General features: G+C 64.1%; 11 protein-coding genes. 7 read left to right on the plus strand and 4 right to left on the minus strand.

Going from position 1 to position 16209, the window contains the following annotated elements; genetic code table 11:
• Nucleotides 1–604 precede the first annotated feature (604 nt).
• The 4 genes from LPA36_RS25760 (at nt 605) to LPA36_RS25775 (ending at nt 5787) form a co-directional block, all read left to right on the plus strand.
• Nucleotides 605–2200, plus strand: a complete 1596-nt coding sequence (locus LPA36_RS25760) for an MFS transporter (RefSeq protein ID WP_228882978.1) — start codon at nt 605–607, stop codon at nt 2198–2200.
• 72 nt (nt 2201–2272) lie between these two features.
• Complete coding sequence (locus LPA36_RS25765) at nt 2273–3097, plus strand: hypothetical protein (protein WP_228882980.1); 825 nt, start codon at nt 2273–2275, stop codon at nt 3095–3097.
• Nucleotides 3094–4287, plus strand: coding sequence for an amidohydrolase family protein (locus tag LPA36_RS25770; RefSeq protein WP_228882982.1), 1194 nt, complete (start codon nt 3094–3096; stop codon nt 4285–4287). Before LPA36_RS25765 ends, LPA36_RS25770 begins: the two co-directional genes overlap by 4 nt.
• A gap of 159 nt (nt 4288–4446) precedes the next feature.
• The gene (locus LPA36_RS25775; protein WP_228882984.1) at nt 4447–5787 is read left to right on the plus strand and encodes a metallophosphoesterase family protein; all 1341 of its coding nucleotides are present in this window, start codon (nt 4447–4449) and stop codon (nt 5785–5787) included.
• Between the two features lie 16 nt (nt 5788–5803).
• Here the strand turns inward: LPA36_RS25775 and LPA36_RS25780 are convergent, their stop codons facing one another.
• The gene (locus LPA36_RS25780; protein ID WP_228882986.1) at nt 5804–6280 is read right to left on the minus strand and encodes a (2Fe-2S)-binding protein; all 477 of its coding nucleotides are present in this window, start codon (nt 6278–6280) and stop codon (nt 5804–5806) included.
• Nucleotides 6262–8613: a xanthine dehydrogenase family protein molybdopterin-binding subunit gene (locus LPA36_RS25785; RefSeq protein ID WP_228882987.1), complete on the minus strand. Its 2352-nt coding sequence runs from the start codon at nt 8611–8613 to the stop codon at nt 6262–6264. Before LPA36_RS25785 ends, LPA36_RS25780 begins: the two co-directional genes overlap by 19 nt.
• A gap of 317 nt (nt 8614–8930) precedes the next feature.
• On the opposite strand from LPA36_RS25785, the gene LPA36_RS25790 reads away from it, so the two are divergent.
• Nucleotides 8931–9740: a mechanosensitive ion channel family protein gene (locus LPA36_RS25790; protein WP_228882989.1), complete on the plus strand. Its 810-nt coding sequence runs from the start codon at nt 8931–8933 to the stop codon at nt 9738–9740.
• A 127-nt stretch (nt 9741–9867) separates the two neighbouring features.
• Here LPA36_RS25790 and LPA36_RS25795 read toward each other — a convergent pair whose 3' ends face one another.
• Complete coding sequence (locus LPA36_RS25795) at nt 9868–10485, minus strand: histidine phosphatase family protein (protein WP_228882991.1); 618 nt, start codon at nt 10483–10485, stop codon at nt 9868–9870.
• Nucleotides 10486–10738: 253 nt separating this feature from the next.
• On the opposite strand from LPA36_RS25795, the gene LPA36_RS25800 reads away from it, so the two are divergent.
• On the plus strand, nt 10739–12754 hold the full coding sequence (locus LPA36_RS25800) for a VTT domain-containing protein (protein WP_228882992.1): 2016 nt from the start codon (nt 10739–10741) through the stop codon (nt 12752–12754).
• 95 nt (nt 12755–12849) lie between these two features.
• Entirely contained in the window at nt 12850–13824 is a 975-nt protein-coding gene (locus LPA36_RS25805; protein WP_228882995.1) for a VTT domain-containing protein, read from the plus strand.
• Here the strand turns inward: LPA36_RS25805 and LPA36_RS25810 are convergent.
• Nucleotides 13769–16123, minus strand: coding sequence for an FdhF/YdeP family oxidoreductase (locus LPA36_RS25810; RefSeq protein ID WP_228882997.1), 2355 nt, complete (start codon nt 16121–16123; stop codon nt 13769–13771). The two genes, LPA36_RS25805 and LPA36_RS25810, sit on opposite strands and share 56 nt — an antisense overlap.
• Nucleotides 16124–16209 lie beyond the last annotated feature (86 nt).

Raw genomic sequence — 16209 nt, forward strand, 5'->3', positions numbered from 1 at the left:
GACTCGCAGTCGCCCGCGAAACCCTTGCCTCTGGCTAACACTTCCCCTTGCCGGGTGTGTAGAGGACTTTCACCTCCCAGTGAGTGCGCCCTGCCGGGCGCACAAAAAAAATGGCCGCAGGAAACCTGCGGCCATTTACCCCCATGTGTGCGGCTTTGAGTCCGCTACGTTTTTCTCGTGTTGTTCTTGTTTTTGTTTTGCTGAGCTTCTTTTTATCCCCGAACTACCTTCGTCCCCGAACTACGCTTTCCCCGACTTACTGGCCCCACGCGCTTCCAACCCCGTATTTGTTCTTATCGTTTGGTCACACTTAGTTACGTTTGGTTACAGTCTATTCATTCCTCAGTCGGACGCCATTGTCGTTTTCTCTCTTAGGGTTTTCCCTTAAAAACAGGGATGGTCCTGCAGGCTTTCGATGTTGCCCGCACCGGCCAGAATCACAGGTGCGAGGGCCACGCCGAAGCCACACCTGCGTGCCGATCGTCGTAAGAATCAAATGGCTTGCTGCTTTCGGGTCGCGGTGCGACATTCATGAAGCCCGGCACCCGCAGGTCTGTCCGCTTCTGACTGCGCGTCGCAACCCCGACATTCCGCGGAGCACCTCATGACTCCCGGCATCACTGCCTTTGATCCAGACAGGCAACTGCTGCCCTTTCGCGAATCGCTCATGGCCATGCTCGGCGTGGCCTTCGTAGCGATGCTGGTGGCGCTCGACCAGACCATCGTCGGCACCGCGCTGCCGCGTATCGTCGCGGACCTGAAGGGCTTCGATCTCTATGCGTGGGTCGCAACGTCGTACATGCTGGCCTCCGTGATCACCATTCCGATTTTCGGGCGGCTCGGCGATCTCTTCGGACGAAAGCCGTTTCTGGTCGCGGCGATTCTCGTGTTCACGGTCGCGTCGATTTTGTGCGGCGTCGCGACGAGCATGCTGTTCCTCGTGATCGCGCGCGGGCTGCAGGGCATCGGCGGCGGCATTCTGATCGGCACGATGTTCGCCACCGTCGCCGATCTCTTTCCCGATGCAAAACTGCGGCTTCGCTGGCTGGTGTTCGTTTCGACCGCATTTGGCCTCGCCAACATCGTCGGACCGACGCTCGGCGGCATGCTGACGCAATACGGCGGCTGGCGGCTGGTGTTTTTCGTCAATGTGCCGATCGGCGTCATCTCGCTGCTATTCGTGTGGCGCTTTTTGCCGCATCTGCGCCACGCGCGTCAGAGCGGACCGGTGCGTCTCGACTGGCTGGGCGCCGCGGTGCTCGCGGTGACGTTCGGCGCGCTGCAGCTCCTGATCGAACTGTTTCCGCGCGAAGGCGTATCGCGCGCGACGATGGTGCTCGGCGCGGTGACCGCCGGCTGCGCCATCACGCTCTGGTTCTGGGAAAAGCGCATGGGCGATCCGATCGTGCCGGTCGACATGCTGCTCGACCGCAAGCTCGCCGCGCTCTTCGCGATGTCGGTGCTCGGCGGTTTCGCGCTGTTTTCGCTCGTGTTTTACGTGCCGCTGCTGTTTCAGGGCGGATACGCGATGTCGCCTCACGATTCCGGGATGCTGATCACGCCGCTTCTGCTTGGAACGACCGTCGGCAGTGTGCTGAACAATCGCATCGTCACGCGCGTGCGGCGCGCGAATGCGATCATGTACGTGGGGTTTGCGTTATTCGCGCTGGGCTGTCTCGTGCTCGTCGCGCTAAACGGCACGGAGCCGCACATCGTCTGGATGTCGTGCATGGGCGTGAGCGGCCTCGGTCTCGGTTTCGTCGCGGCGAACCTGACGATCTTTTCGCAGCAGATCGTCGAGCGCGATCATATCGGCGCGGCCACTGCGCTGCTGCAGTCGTTGCGCACGTTTGGCGGCATGCTGGGCACGGTGATGACTGGCGCGCTGCTCAGCCATCTGTACACGATGGGCGTGCATCGCTCGCTGGACGCATATCAGGCGACACAGTGGTTCAAATCGTTCGCGAGCCCCGAACTGCTGGTGGATCGCGACGAGCAGGCCGCGCTGATCAACCGTCTGATCAGTGCCGGGCATTCCGGCGATGCGATGATGCATTCCGCGCGCGATGCGCTGGTCTCTTCGATCCACGTCGGCCTTGCGCTTGCGACCCTCGCCGCACTGATCGGTCTGTGTCTCGCGTGGTTCGTGCCGCCCGTGCATGTGGGCAACGAGGCGCCCGCTATGCGCAAGCCTGGATAGGTGACCCGTGTTCGCGTGCGGCGACGCGCTTCGCGGCAAAGGTGTTTTCGAAAATCAGAAAAAGGGGTATGAATGACTGGACATGAAATCCTCCATCCGTTAAGGCCTTTTCTAAAAAATTACGTCTGGGAGCACGGACATATCGGCACGCGTTTTCTCGACTGCGCCGATGGCGGCGTGAAGTTCGACGAAGGCAAGAAGTCCCGCTTTGCCGCGGAAAAATATCTGTACGTGCCGCTTGGCAAGGATGCCGCGGACGACCCCACCGCCGGGGGCCCGGCGATCCACGAAGCCGGCCTTGCCCGCTTTCTGCGCGCCGCGCAGATGGGCAAGCCGGAGGAAGCCGGCTCGGTGGCGGAAGTGCAGCGCGCCGTGCACGACTGCGTGGAACTCGGCGTGTTCAGCGCCTACCAGCGCGAGGCGCTTGCCGCCCACGCCCGCTACTCCGAAGAAGCGATGTTCGACGACGAGATCCGCGCGGCAGTCGTCGGCGATATTCGGCGGCTGTACGTGCAGATGCGCGAGCAGCTGTCGCTTTACGACTACACCGTGCTTTACAGTCTGCCGTCGCCGCTCATGTTCAGCGACGCGCCGTTCATCGACTGGCGCGTGCGGATCACGCCTGCGCTGCCGTTCGTGTCGTTGCCGCTCGGGCCGTATGCACTGCTCGTCGGCGGGTCATCGGGACGAACCAGCAAAGCCGCGCCCGTGGTCTGGAAAGCCGCGAGCGCGCTCGGGCCGCTCAAGGACCACAACCGTCATCAGGTAGAGCGCGCGCAGCGCTGGATCGTTGCGACCATCGACGATCAGCTCGTCGCCGTGCAGCCGCGCTTCGCACCGCCTGCTGCAACACCGGAAACGCCTGCAACGCGTGACACAGCGGCGGGGTCGGCATGAGCGGCAATCTGCTGATCACCGATGTGCGACTTGCGAATGGGCAACAGGTCGACATTTCGATTGCCGGCTCACGCATCGAGGCAATCGGGCCCGACCTGAAGCGCGAACCCGGCACGACGGAAGAACATGGCGCAGGCGCACTCGTGCTGCCGGGTTTCGTCGAAGGTCACACGCATCTCGACAAGACCATGTGGGGCATGCCGTGGTATCGCAATGCAGTCGGCCCGAAGCTCACCGACCGCATCGAGAACGAGCGTCGCTGGCGTGCGACGAGCGGCCATGATGCGGGCGCGCAGTCGCTCGCGCTCGCGCGCGCGTTTCTGCATGTGGGCACCACGCGGATTCGCACACACGTCGATGTCGACACAGACGCGGGCCTGCGTCATCTCGAAGGCGTGCTCGCCACGCGCGAAATGCTGAAAGGCGTGATGGACCTGCAGGTCGTCGCCTTCCCGCAGTCGGGCCTGCTCAAGCGCGAAGGCACTGCGGCATTGCTCGATCGCGCGCTGGCCGAAGGTGCCGACGTGCTCGGCGCGCTCGACCCCGCTTCGATCGACGGCGATCCGGTCGCTTCGCTCGATACGACCTTCGCAATTGCGTCGCGGCACCGGAAACCCATCGATATTCATCTGCACGAGCCCGGCGAAACCGGCGCGCGCACGATGTCGCTGCTGCTCGATCGCGTCGAAGCACTCGACATGCAGGGGCAGGTTGTCATCAGCCATGCGTTCTGTCTTGGCGAGTTGCCGGAGCAGGCGCGTGATGCGCTGCTGGAGCGCCTCGCCCGTCTGCGCGTCGCGCTTTTGACGACGGCGCCGCCTTCCGTGCCGGTTCCGCCGCTCAAGGCGTGCGTCGCGGCCGGCGTCACGATCTTCGCGGGCAACGACGGCATCCGCGACGCATGGACGCCGTACGGTTCGCCCGACATGCTGGAACGCGCGATGTTCGTCGGCATGCGCTACGACCTGCGCCGCGACGACGCGCTCGAACTCGCTTTCGATACGGTCAGCGGCGCAGCCGCGCGCGGCTGCGGTTTCGCGGACTACGGCCTTACCGTCGGCGCACGCGCCGATCTCGTGTTGCTCGACGCCGAGACGGTCGCACATGCGGTAGCCGCGCGACCGCCGAGAAAATGCGTCATCTCCCACGGGCGGATCGTCGCCCGGAACGGCGCGGGCGTCGCACAGTAACTGCCGTCTTCAGCGCTCACGTCTCTTCACGCCGGCCTGTCACGCGCTATGTGCGATACCGCACACAGCGCGATAACAAAATATTCGGGCCGCATTCGTTATACCAACACTGGAGACGGCTAAAGACCGCGCACTGCGAGAAGCCGCAAGGAGACCCTCATGACGATGCCGCAGAGCTTTCGCAACCCGTTTGTTTCGCTGTACCAGTCTGTCGTCGATCAGGTCGCGCGTACGACCGCCGGTCTGGCGACCGGCCTCGCCACGCGACCGGGGCTGGAAAACGGGCTCGTGCATGCGGCGGAACAGGTGGCGGCACTCAAGGCAAAGGGTGCTGCGGTGCTGCCCGACGCGCCGCCCGACGGCATCGCGCAGGACGTATGGAAGTGCGCGAAACTCGGTTTTGCCCTCATGGAAGCGCGGGCGCATGGCGATACGGCCTCGGCGGAAAGCATCGAGGACGTCATGCGCTACAACGTCTGCGACCCGAACTGGGCGGGCACGATTGCCAACTATGTGCAGTACTTCGGACCTGATGGCAGCCGCGCAAAAATCCCGTACATCCGGCCCGCTACAGTCGGCCCCGTCACCGTGCCGCTGAAGGCCGGAGCCAGGGTCGCGCTGATCGCCGACTGGGGAACGGGCACCGACATCGCCGTGAATCTGCTGAAGGAAGTGGCGTTGCAGAATCCGGACGTCGTGATTCATCTTGGCGACATTTACTACTCCGGCACGGCGCACGAGTGCGACGTGAACTTCAGACGGATCATCGACGCCGTGCTCGAGCGCGACACAAAAGATCTGCCGGTCTACACGCTCTCGGGCAATCACGACATGTATTCCGGCGGCGCCGGTTATTACGGTCTCATCGCTTCGCTGAACAATCACCCGTGGTTGCAGCCCGCCAGCTTCTTCTGTCTGCGTAATGACGACTGGCAGTTCATCGCGATGGATACGGGCCTGCACGATTACATCCCCGTCATCGGCGACGAAATCCTGACGTACATCGAACCCGACGAGGAAGCCTGGATCATCGACCGCCTGAGCGAGTTCGACGGCAAGACGATCCTGCTGTCGCACCACCAGCTCTTTTCGGCGTTTTCGCAGATCGGTCCGCGCGGCACGAACGGCACGTTTACGGCGTACAACCCGAAGCTCGTCGCGAGCTATCAGCGGTTCGCAAAGGCCGCGAAGCAGCCGATTGCCGCGTGGTTCTGGGGCCACGAGCACAATCTGTCCGTCTACGATCCGTTTCAGGGGCTGCAACGCGGGCGCTGCATCGGCCACGGCGCGGTGCCTGTTTTCGTCGACGACACATCGCCGTTTGCGCCGATGCCCGGCGTCGTCAATCCGCCGAAAGTGGCGGATGTGCAACTGGGCGTCGAGGGCCGCACGTACATGCACGGTTTCACGATTGTTCGACTCGGCGCGGGGAGCGCCGCAACCGCCGAATACTACGAGGACAACAACGGCACCCAGCCGATGTTCACCGAAGACCTCTAGCCGGCAAAAACGCCGCTCAGTAGTAATGCAATGCCTTCGCTGCCTGATGTATGGCACGGCGGATGCGCGGATACGTACCGCACCGGCAGACAATGCCGCACAGCGCCACGTTGATCGCGTCATCCAGCCTGTCCGGCTTGATCTTCGGCTTCACATCCTTGAGCAACGCACAGGCCGCCATGAACTGCGCACTCTGACAGTACCCGCATTGCGAGACGTCGATGTCGAGCCACGCGGCCCTGAGCGCCTTCGCTTCCGCGCCCTCCACGCCTTCGATCGTGGTGATCTTCTCGCCGTGTAATGCGTTGAGTTTCGTCTGGCAGGCGAGGCCCGCCTTGTCGTCCAGATGAATCGTGCAGCCGCCGCAGACGCCCACCCCACAGCCGAACTTCGTGCCGGTCAGGTGCAGCTCGCAGCGCAGCACCCAGAGGAGCGGTGTCTCGGGATCGGAGGCGACGGTGACCGTCTTGTTGTTCACGGTGAGGGAGGACATATTCTCTTCGTCGCAGTGTTGGCAGGGTTGGCCGGGCAGGGCGTTTTCAGGCGCACGTCGGCAGGCTCGAGCGGCAGCGAATAGTGGCGCTCGCCGGTCAGCGCGAAGAGCGCATTCGCGACCGCCGGCGCAACCGGCGGCACGCCCGGCTCGCCGACGCCTTGCGGATGCGCCTCGCTCGGCATGATGTGAACCTCGATCGCTGGGCAGGTCGACATTCGCATGACCGGAAAATCCAGGAAATTGGTCTGCATCACCTGGCCGTCACACAGCGTGATTTCGTTCTGCAACGCGCTCGAAAGACCGAAGATGATCCCGCCTTCCATCTGCTGCGCGATCAGGTTTGGATTCACGGCCGTGCCACAGTCGATGACACAGACAACCCGATGCACGCGCACGCTTTTGTCAGGATCGAGCGACACCTCGGCGACCTGCGCGACGATGCTGCCAAACGCCTGATGCATTGCGATGCCGCGCGCGCAGCGCACGCCCTTCGGGCCCGCCACCGGTTTGCCCCAGTCCGAAGCTGCAGCGGCGCGACGCAATACAGCCAGATGCTTCGGATGCTGCGTCAGCAGGCTCGCGCGAAACTCGACCGGGTCCTTGCCCGCGAGCGCCGCGACTTCGTCCATGAAGCATTCGGTGAAAAACGCCTGATGCGAATGCCCGACCGAGCGCCAGAATCCAACCGGCACCGGCAATTCGACGAACGCATGCGCAACGCGCATGTTCGGACATTCGTAGGGCTGGTCGAACGCGCCTTCGGACGTCGTCTTGTCGTAGGGAAGATGCAGATCGGGCAGGCCGAATGTGCGCGTGAGCACCTGCGGCACGATCGCCTGACCCGCCGACGTGTTGCGCCACGCCACGAGCTTGCCGTCGGCATCGATGCCGGCCTCGAAGCGCGACAGGCACGCTGGCCGGTAGAAGTCGTGCTGCGTGTCCTGCTGGCGTGACCAGAGCGTCTGGACCGGCCGGCCGCCGGCTTCCTTTGCGATGGCCGCGGCCTGCGCGATAAAGTCCAGTTCCAGGCGCCGTCCGAACGCGCCGCCAAGCAGCTGCATTTGAATGTCGACGTTGTCTTCGCTGATGCCGAGCACTTTGGCGACGTGTTTGCGCGCGAGCGTCGGCATCTGCGTGGCGGCCCAGACGGTGGCCTTGCCGTCCTTGAACTGCACCGTGCAGTTGACCGGCTCGACCGGCGCGTGCGCGAGGTACGGCGCGCGATATTCAGCGCTGATTTTCCGGTGCGCCGTTTGCAATGCCGCATCGACGTTGCCCACGGTATAGAACGCGTGGCCGCTGTCCTTGTTGAGCGTCTCGACGAGGCGCGCGTCGATGTCCGCACTCGACAGTTTCGCGGCAGCGCCCGTGTGCCACGCCGGCTTGAGATAGTCGCCCACGGCGGTGAGCGCGCCATACATGTCCCGCGCGATCACGGCGACGCCGCCCGTGCCGCCGTTGAACGGCGGCACGATGAACGTCTTGATGACGCCGAGCTTCGCGGGTATCTGCGAAGCGTCGTAATGCGCGACCGTGCCGCCCAGCGTCGGGCACATGTTCACGCTGGCGTACAGCAGGCCTTCGGGCAGCGCATCGATACCAAAGCGCGCACTGCCGTCGATCTTCGATGGTGCCTCGATACGCCGCAGCGGCTTGCCGATAATCCTGAACTGCGCCGGCACCTTGAGATCGACCTTGCGCGGTATGGGCTGCTGCGCCGCGAGTGCCGTCAGTTCGCCGAAGCTCGCCGTGCGGCCCGAAGGATGCGTCACCTTGCCGGCCGCGACGCTGCAATCCGCCGCGCGCACGTCCCACTTCGCGGCGGCCGCGCCCACCAGCATCGCGCGCGCGGACGCGCCGGCTTCGCGCATCGGCGTCCACAGATCGTTGAGGCTCGACGAACCGCCCGTCGTATTCACGCCGAAATCGCGCGTGAACTTGCGCACCATCCAGATCGCGAAGCGCTTGCTCTCGCTTTCGTCGTCTGGACGAAACCAGAGATCGTCGACGATGCTCTGCTGGTCGTTATAGATTTTCTCGATTGGCGCGTTTTCGACTTTCACCTGCGACCAGTCGGCGTCGAGTTCGTCGGCGAGCATCATCGCGAGGCCGGTGTGCACGCCCTGCCCCATCTCCGACTTGCACATCATGATCGTCACCGTGCTGTCGGCCGCGATCTTGACCCAGCCGTTCAACGCGACCTGCGTGCCTGTCACCGGCAACGGCCTTGACGTCGTCAGACGCTGCGCCGGCGGCATCGCGCTCCAGCCGACGAGCAGGACGCCCGCCGCACCGGCCCCTCCGAGCAGGAAAGTTCTTCGCTTCATCATGCGGCGCCCCGGGTGGAGTCCACGATAAAGGAGCGTCCCGATACGCGCGGGCGCCGTTTGTTCTGAACACTTATAAAACGTTCGAGCAGCGACTGAAATGCTTCATCTTAGTCTGTCCACGCGCAGTTTCCAGGGCAGCGCGGCACGGTAATTGCGATCTGTGCAGACGTAATCTGCCGCGTTCCTGCTGGCCTGATGATTGCTCGCACACGGCTGCACAAGCCTCCACGGGATGCGGGAACATTCCGGCCGCAAGAGCGTTACGAAGTAAGCGCAACAGGGAAACCGCGGAAAAAGCGCGCAAACCAAAGGAAACGATGGAAAATTTTCTCGACCGTATCTTGCACCTGCAGCCTTCGCTGATCGTCACGCTCACGCATGACGCGCTGCACCTTGTGATCGCCGCACTGATCATCGCGGCCGGCTGGTGGATTTCCAACCGCATCGGCGCGCTCTTCGCGAAGGCGCTGGCGCGCACCCATGCGGACCCGACGCTTGCGCCAATGCTGGCCTCGATGGGCGCCTGGGCCGTGCGGGTCGTGGCGTTTGTCGCGGCGCTGAGCGAAGTCGGCATTGCGACGGCGAGCGTACTCGCGGTGCTCGGCGCGGCGGGTCTCGCGATTGGCCTTGCGTTGCAAGGCACGCTGCAGAACATCGCCGCCGGCATGATGCTGCTGATGCTGCGGCCGTTCCGTACCGGCGACATCATCGAAGGCAGCGGCGCGACGGCAGGCATCGTGCGCGAGGTGGGACTCTTCACGACGCACATCGAACGCAGCGACGGCAATGCTGTCTTCGTGCCGAACAGCCAGATCTGGAGCAATCCCGTCATCAACTACAGCAGCGGCGGAACGCAGCGCATCGAAGTGGAAATCGGCCTTGCGCAGCGCAACGATGTCGATTCCGCCATTGGCGAGCTTCAGAAGATGGTCGCAAGCGAACCCCGTGTGTTGAGCAACGCGACGCTTGCGCCGGCCGTGACGGTTGCGAGTTATACCCCCGCCGGTGGTGCGCGCCTGCGCATCGCCGCGTGGGTGCGCAGGCCGGACGCGCCGCTCGCCGGCGAAGATCTGCGCAAACACGCACGCATCACGCTCGAACAGGCGGGTTGCCCAGTCGCTGCGTAGCGATCTGTTGTGTTTGGTTCACTTCTGCCGAGCCTCAGCGGAGAGTCGCACGAGCGCACACCGGTCATTCACAACGGCCGTCCGCTGCCGACATCGCGCTTGTGGGACATGGCGTTCGGCAACGGCGTTATCCGGCTCTGGAACAGCGAAGATTCCACTGCCGCAGCGCGCGGTTCTCGCGATCGAAGCCCAGAATGCTGATCGACGCCGTATCGAGCACCAGATGCGCGCCGAGCGCAGCCGAATCGCCCATCCAGCAGCCGCCCAGCACGCGCAGAAAATGCGCATGCGAGAAGAGCGCGATGCGCCCCTGCATCGTCAGGAGACGCCCGATCAATCCGCGGGCGCGTGCTTCGATCTGCGCGAGGCTTTCGCCTTCGGGAATGGACGAATCCCAGACTGACCAGCCGGGCACGCTCGCACGGATCTCCGGCGTCGTACGGCCTTCGTAGATGCCGTAGTCCCATTCGTGCAGATCCGGCTCGGCTTCAGCGTGCTCGCCGAGGCCCGCCGCGTGACACGTTTCCATTGCGCGTGACATGGGGCTCGTCAACACGTGGTCGAACGGCTGTGTCGCGAGAAACGGAGCAATCAGGCGCGCCTGCTGGCGTCCGCGTTCAGTCAGCGGAATGTCGGTGCGGCCGGTGTGCTGGCCGGACAGACTCCACGCGGTTTCGCCGTGCCGGATGAGCCAGATTTCGAGGTGTCCTTCGTCTCGCGGGGGCGTGGCGGTTGCAGTGTTCATGAGCGGGCTCTTTGGACGGAATGAAGTCGTCGGCGCGACAACACGACGCAACGCGATGCATCGAATGACGCCGCAGGTTGACCGATTCTAAAGCGACTGGGCGAAGCGCGCCGCCGACGGGGCATATGTCGTGCGCCTTACACCGCAACCCGGCCCGCCTGCCCTGTAGCGTGCGCCATGCATTGATCGCATGCTATGTTTCCGGTGATCCAGCGCCGCCCGGCCGCCCGCCCTGAAGGACACACACCCGCAGATGGAGCACGCCTACTTCCAGTTGCTGCATTTTCTGACTGCGAATCCATCATGGGCGCTGGCGGTCGTGGTACTTGCCGCATTCTTCGAAGCAATCGCCGTCATCGGCACGTTCGTGCCGGGCAGCACCGCGATGTTCATCGCCGGTGCGCTGGTCGGCACGGGCACGCTCAACCTCGGCTGGGTGATGGTCTGCGCGATTCTCGGCGCCATCGCCGGCGACGCCGCCAGCTACTGGTTCGGCGCCCGTCACAAGACGACGATCATGCGTCTGTGGCCGTTCAGCTCGCACCCCGGCATCCTGATCGCCGGCAAGAAATATTTCCAGAAGCACGGCGCGAAGAGTGTCATCTTCGCGCGCTTCATTGCGCCAATACGGGCCATCGTGCCGGTTGTCGCCGGCATGATGGGCATGTCGCAGCTACGCTTTTTCGCGTTCAACATCCTGTCGGCACTGCTCTGGGCGCCCGCGCATATTCTGCCTGGCGTCGTGTTCGGCGCTTCGATGGAACTCGCGGGCGCGGTTTCGTTCCGGCTCGTGATCGTCGTGGCGATCTTCGTGGCGATCGGCTGGATGACGTTCAAGCTGATCGGCGTGATCGTCTCGCACGCCAGGAACTGGACCGATGCGTCGCGCCAGCGCCTGCTCTACTGGGCGAAGCACAACCCGCGCGCCACCGGACGCATTGTGCTGCGCGCGCTGAATCCGGACAATCCGGCCACCGGCCTGATCATCGGCATTTCCATTCTGCTGCTGGTCGCGGGCGCGGTGTTCGTCTTCACGCTCAACGATGTCGCGCGCGGGAATCCGCTGGTCCAGATGGATATGTCCGTGTACCGCTTCCTGCGTTCCTTCCATGCTTCGCTGTACGACCGCGCGATCTTCCTGCTCTCCACGCTTGGCAGCGCCCTCACGCTGTCGATGCTCGCGCTTGCCGTCGTTATCTGGATGACGTTCGAGCGGCGCTGGCGTACGGTCCTGTACTGGCTGATCGCCGTCGCGTTCTCGCAGATACTGATTCTCGCGATCCAGATTGCGGCACTCGGTCTGACGACGGCGTCCGTCACGTCCAGCGTGCGCGCGTTTCCGAGCAACCACGTGGCGGGCGCCGTGGTTATCTACGGCTTTCTCGCGTTTCTGCTCGCGCGCCGCGTCGGCCTGCTCTCGCGGATTCTCGTCACGACGGCCACTGCGGCCATCGTTGCCGCCGTCGCGCTGTCGGGCCTGTATTCGGGACTCTTCTCGTTTTCGGCCGCGCTCGGCGGCGCCGCGCTCGCCGCGATCTGGGTGTTTCTCGTGGCGCTGACCGCCGTCTGGCGACATCCTTCCAACCCGACACCCCGGCCGTTCATGCCGCTCGTGTTTCTTGTGCTGATCGCCCTTGCCGTCGCGGCGCAGGTGGACGCGACCCGGCGCAACGAATGGATGGCTGCCGCGAAGCCGGTGCCGGCCATCGTCGTGACGCCCGGTCAGTGGACCGACCGCGTCTGGCGCACGTTCTCCTGCTACCGCGCCGACATGGAAGGCGACCGCCGCGAGCCGATCACGGTGCAATGGACGGCCACCGCCGATCAGGTCCGCACGCAGTTGCTGAGCCGTGGCTGGGAGATCGGCACGCCACTTTCCGCGCGCAGCGTGCTATCGCTGGTTTCGCCCGATGTGACCGCAGCCGACCTGCCCGCGCTACCCAGGCTGAATAACGGCGAGCCGTCGACGCTCGTCTTCATCCGCCCGGATGCGACGGGCGACCAGCGCGACGTCCTGCGTTTCTGGCCGACGGCCTACGCAGTCGAACATCAGCGCGGCGGTGCGCCGACGCCGATCTGGCTCGGCTCGGTGATTCACGAACGCTTACGACGCCCGACCTGGCCGTTCAACGTGCTTCGCCCGGACCTGCGCGTCCAGCCGATGATTCTCGACGAGAGCAGGACCTCGTCATGGCACGACCTGCAGATTGCGAAAAGCACCGGATGTCAGGGCGTGCAGGTCACGCTGATCGCTTCAAGGGCGGGATGACCGCATGGCCGGCCGCAAGCGCGCCGGCCGATCACACGGCACAATAAGCAGATGTAACGAACGGGCCGGTGCGCGTTCATCACAGGAGCGAGCAGGTGATCGAGTTTCCCGCAGCGGCAATTGCGACATGGGGCGCGGTGGTGGTGTTCGGCAACGTGCTGCTGACACGCCTCGGTGCCCCGCTGCCCGCGATTCCGGTGCTCGTCTTTGCCGGCTCCGCGATTGGCAACGGGACGCTCTCATTCACACACATCCTGTTCGCCGCCGTGGCCGCCGCGATGCTCGGCGACTGCGTCTGGTTCGCCGCAGGCCGGCGCTTCGGACACCGCCTCATCGACAGTCTGGCGCGTTTCTCACTCACAGTCGCAACCAGCGTGCGACACACGCGCACGCTCTTCGGGCGCTTCGGCTTGCCGATCGTCGCGGTCTGCAAATTCGTGCCGGGTCTCGCGCTCGTCACGCCGCCGCTGATGGGCACCACGTCCGTCGGGATTTCCGCCTATTTTGCGTGGGACGCCGCGGGCACACTCGCGTGGGCCGCGTTCTGGCTGCTGGGCGGGGCGGTGTTCGAACAGGAGCTGTCGAGGTTCATGGCCGTCGTCCGGTCGCACGGCGCGACGATCTTCGATGTGATCGCCGCCGCTGCTGTCCTTTACATCGCGTATCGCTACTGGCAGCGTCTGAATTTTCGCCGGCGCATCGCGCATATGCAGGTTTCGCCCGAACAGCTCGACGCGATGATGCGCTCCTCTTCGCCGCCCGTCATTGTCGACGCGCGGCCGGAGTCGGTCCGCGACGAAGACCCGTGGCTCATTCCCGGCGCCATGCTGCTCGATCTGCAATCCGCCGAGCCGCTGCGCTCGAAGGTGCTCAAGCGCGACATCGTGGTGTACTGCTTCTGCGAAAACAGTTCGTCGTCGCGGAAAATGTGCGAGCACCTGCACAAGGAAGGCTTTTCGCACACGCGCACGCTGACGGGTGGCCTCGACGCGTGGCGGCAATCCGGCTATGCCGTCAGGCCAATGCCGCCTCGTATTGAGACGTTTCCTGCAGCGCTTGTTGGGACGTAGCGTCCCCACAGGCCGTCAGCAGGACCGGAATCGACTTCGACGTCGGCGTACCCGCGCCATCGGCCACCGATGACAGCGGCACGAGCGGATTCGTCTCCGGGTAGTACGCGCCCAGACACCCACGCGGAATATCGTATTCGACCAGCAGGAAACTGTCCGCGCGACGCTCGATGCCGTCGTCCCATACGCTCGTGATGTCGACCCGCTCGCCGGCCTTGAAACCGAGCATCGCGATGTCGTCGCGGTTCGCGAACAGCACACGGCGCTGGCCGTAGACGCCGCGATAGCGGTCGTCGAGGCCGTAGATCGTCGTGTTGTATTGATCGTGCGAGCGCGTGGTCATCAGCGTCATCAGGCGTTCGCCGTAGAGCGCCCGCGCGCGGTGAATCGGCGTATCGAATGAAATCGCGTGCACGATGAACTGCGCCTTGCGGCTCGGCGTGTTCCAGATACGGTCGCGCGATGCGACGCCCAGATGAAAACCGCCCGGCTGCTTCAGGCGCTCGTTGTAATCCGTAAAGCCTTCGATCACCTTCGCGATGCCGTCGCGGATCAACGCGTAATCGTCCGCGTGTGCGAGCCAGTCGACCTTCGCGCTGCCGAGCGTCGCGTGCGCCATGCGCGCGACGATCGCGATTTCCGACAGCAGATTCTCCGAAGCCGGCTTGTTCATGCCGTAGGAGATGTGGACCATGCTCATCGAATCCTCGACGCTCACGCCCTGCGCCACGCCCTTCTGCAGATCGATTTCGGTGCGGCCAAGCGTCGGCAGGATCAGCGCGTCGTGGCCGTGCACGAGATGACTGCGGTTCAGCTTCGTCGTGATGTGCACCGTCAGCGCGCACGCGCGCATGGCCTCCCAGGTGCGCGGCGTATCGGGCGTCGCAATCGAGAAGTTGCCGCCAAGGCCGATGAACACCTTCACCTTGCCGTCGAGCATCGCCTGAATCGTGTTCACGACATCGAGGCCGTGTTCGCGCGGCGGTTCGAAGTCGTACACTTCGCCGAGGCGGCCGAGGAATTCCTGCGTCGGCTGCTCCTCGATGCCGACGGTGCGGTCGCCCTGCACATTCGAGTGTCCGCGCACCGGGCAGAGACCCGCGCCGCGCCGTCCGATATTGCCGCGCATCATCATGAGGTTCGACAGGATCTGCACCGTCGGCACGGAGTTCTTGTGCTGCGTGAGGCCCATGCCCCACGTCGAGATCACTGCGCGGCCCTTCACGTAGATATCGGCGAGCTTCAGCACCTCTTCGAACGGCACACCCGATTCGGCGACAATCGCATCCCAGCTTTCCGCGCGCAGATCGTCGGCGAACGAATCGAAGCCCACCGTGTGCTCCGCGATGAAACCGACATCCAGTACGCGTTCCAGGTTCGACGCGATGGCTTCGTCATCGAGTTCGATCACGCGCTTCGCCACGCCCTTGATCAGCGCGAAATCACCGCCGACCTTCGGGCGGATAAACACCGAGCTGATTTTCGTGCTGCCCATCGTGATCATTTCGACCGGATGCTGCGGGCTCGCGAAACGCTCGAGGCCGCGCTCCTTCAGCGGATTGATCGACACGATGGTCGCGCCGCGCTTCGCGCATTCGCGCAGTTCGCCCAGCATGCGCGGATGGTTCGTCGCCGGATTCTGGCCGAAGAGCAGCAATGTGTCGGCGTGTTCGAAGTCGTCCAGCGTGACTGTGCCCTTGCCGACGCCGACGGTATGCGGCAGGCCGCGGCTCGTCGCTTCGTGGCACATGTTCGAGCAGTCGGGGAAGTTGTTCGTGCCGTACATGCGCACGAAGAGCTGGTACAGAAACGCCGCTTCATTGCTCGCGCGGCCCGACGTGTAGAACGCGGCGCGGTCCGGATCGTCGAGCTGCTTCAGATGGCGCGCGATCAGTTCGAACGCGTCGTCCCACGAGATCGGCACGTAGCGGTCGCGGGTGGCATCGTAGACAAGCGGATCGGTCAGGCGGCCATGCTGCTCGAGCTCGAAATCGGACTGCGTCATCAGATCGGCGACTGTGAACTGCTCGAAAAGCGCAGGCGTGGCGCGCTTGCTGGTGGCTTCGGCGGCCACGGCTTTCACGCCGTTTTCACAGAATTCAAACGTCGACGCGTGTTCGCGGTCCGGCCACGCACAGCCCGGGCAATCGAAGCCATTCGGCTGGTTCTGCGCGAGCAGCGTGCGGTAGTTGCCGCCCGCGACCTTCTCCTTGAGCAGGTTCAGCGCCACATATTTGAGCGCGCCCCAGCCCGCTGCGGGGTGCGTGTAGGGCTCGATACGAGCTTCGGGTTTCTTCATGACCGTGTCGTCGGGTAGACGCATAAGCAGGCGGATGTGCCGATGGAGTGAAGCGTACTGTGTTCCAAAACGAACGCGGCGCACAG

It is taken from the genome of Paraburkholderia saeva (assembly GCF_907164555.1).
Classification (GTDB): domain Bacteria; phylum Pseudomonadota; class Gammaproteobacteria; order Burkholderiales; family Burkholderiaceae; genus Paraburkholderia; species Paraburkholderia saeva.

Coding starts and splice junctions, on each gene's coding strand:
- LPA36_RS25760 (WP_228882978.1), top strand. CDS start 605: ATGACTCCCGGCATCACTGCCTTTGATCCAGACAGGCAACTGCTGCCC.
- LPA36_RS25765 (WP_228882980.1), top strand. CDS start 2,273: ATGACTGGACATGAAATCCTCCATCCGTTAAGGCCTTTTCTAAAAAAT.
- LPA36_RS25770 (WP_228882982.1), top strand. CDS start 3,094: ATGAGCGGCAATCTGCTGATCACCGATGTGCGACTTGCGAATGGGCAA.
- LPA36_RS25775 (WP_228882984.1), top strand. CDS start 4,447: ATGACGATGCCGCAGAGCTTTCGCAACCCGTTTGTTTCGCTGTACCAG.
- LPA36_RS25780 (WP_228882986.1), bottom strand. CDS start 6,280: ATGTCCTCCCTCACCGTGAACAACAAGACGGTCACCGTCGCCTCCGAT.
- LPA36_RS25785 (WP_228882987.1), bottom strand. CDS start 8,613: ATGATGAAGCGAAGAACTTTCCTGCTCGGAGGGGCCGGTGCGGCGGGC.
- LPA36_RS25790 (WP_228882989.1), top strand. CDS start 8,931: ATGGAAAATTTTCTCGACCGTATCTTGCACCTGCAGCCTTCGCTGATC.
- LPA36_RS25795 (WP_228882991.1), bottom strand. CDS start 10,485: ATGAACACTGCAACCGCCACGCCCCCGCGAGACGAAGGACACCTCGAA.
- LPA36_RS25800 (WP_228882992.1), top strand. CDS start 10,739: ATGGAGCACGCCTACTTCCAGTTGCTGCATTTTCTGACTGCGAATCCA.
- LPA36_RS25810 (WP_228882997.1), bottom strand. CDS start 16,123: ATGAAGAAACCCGAAGCTCGTATCGAGCCCTACACGCACCCCGCAGCG.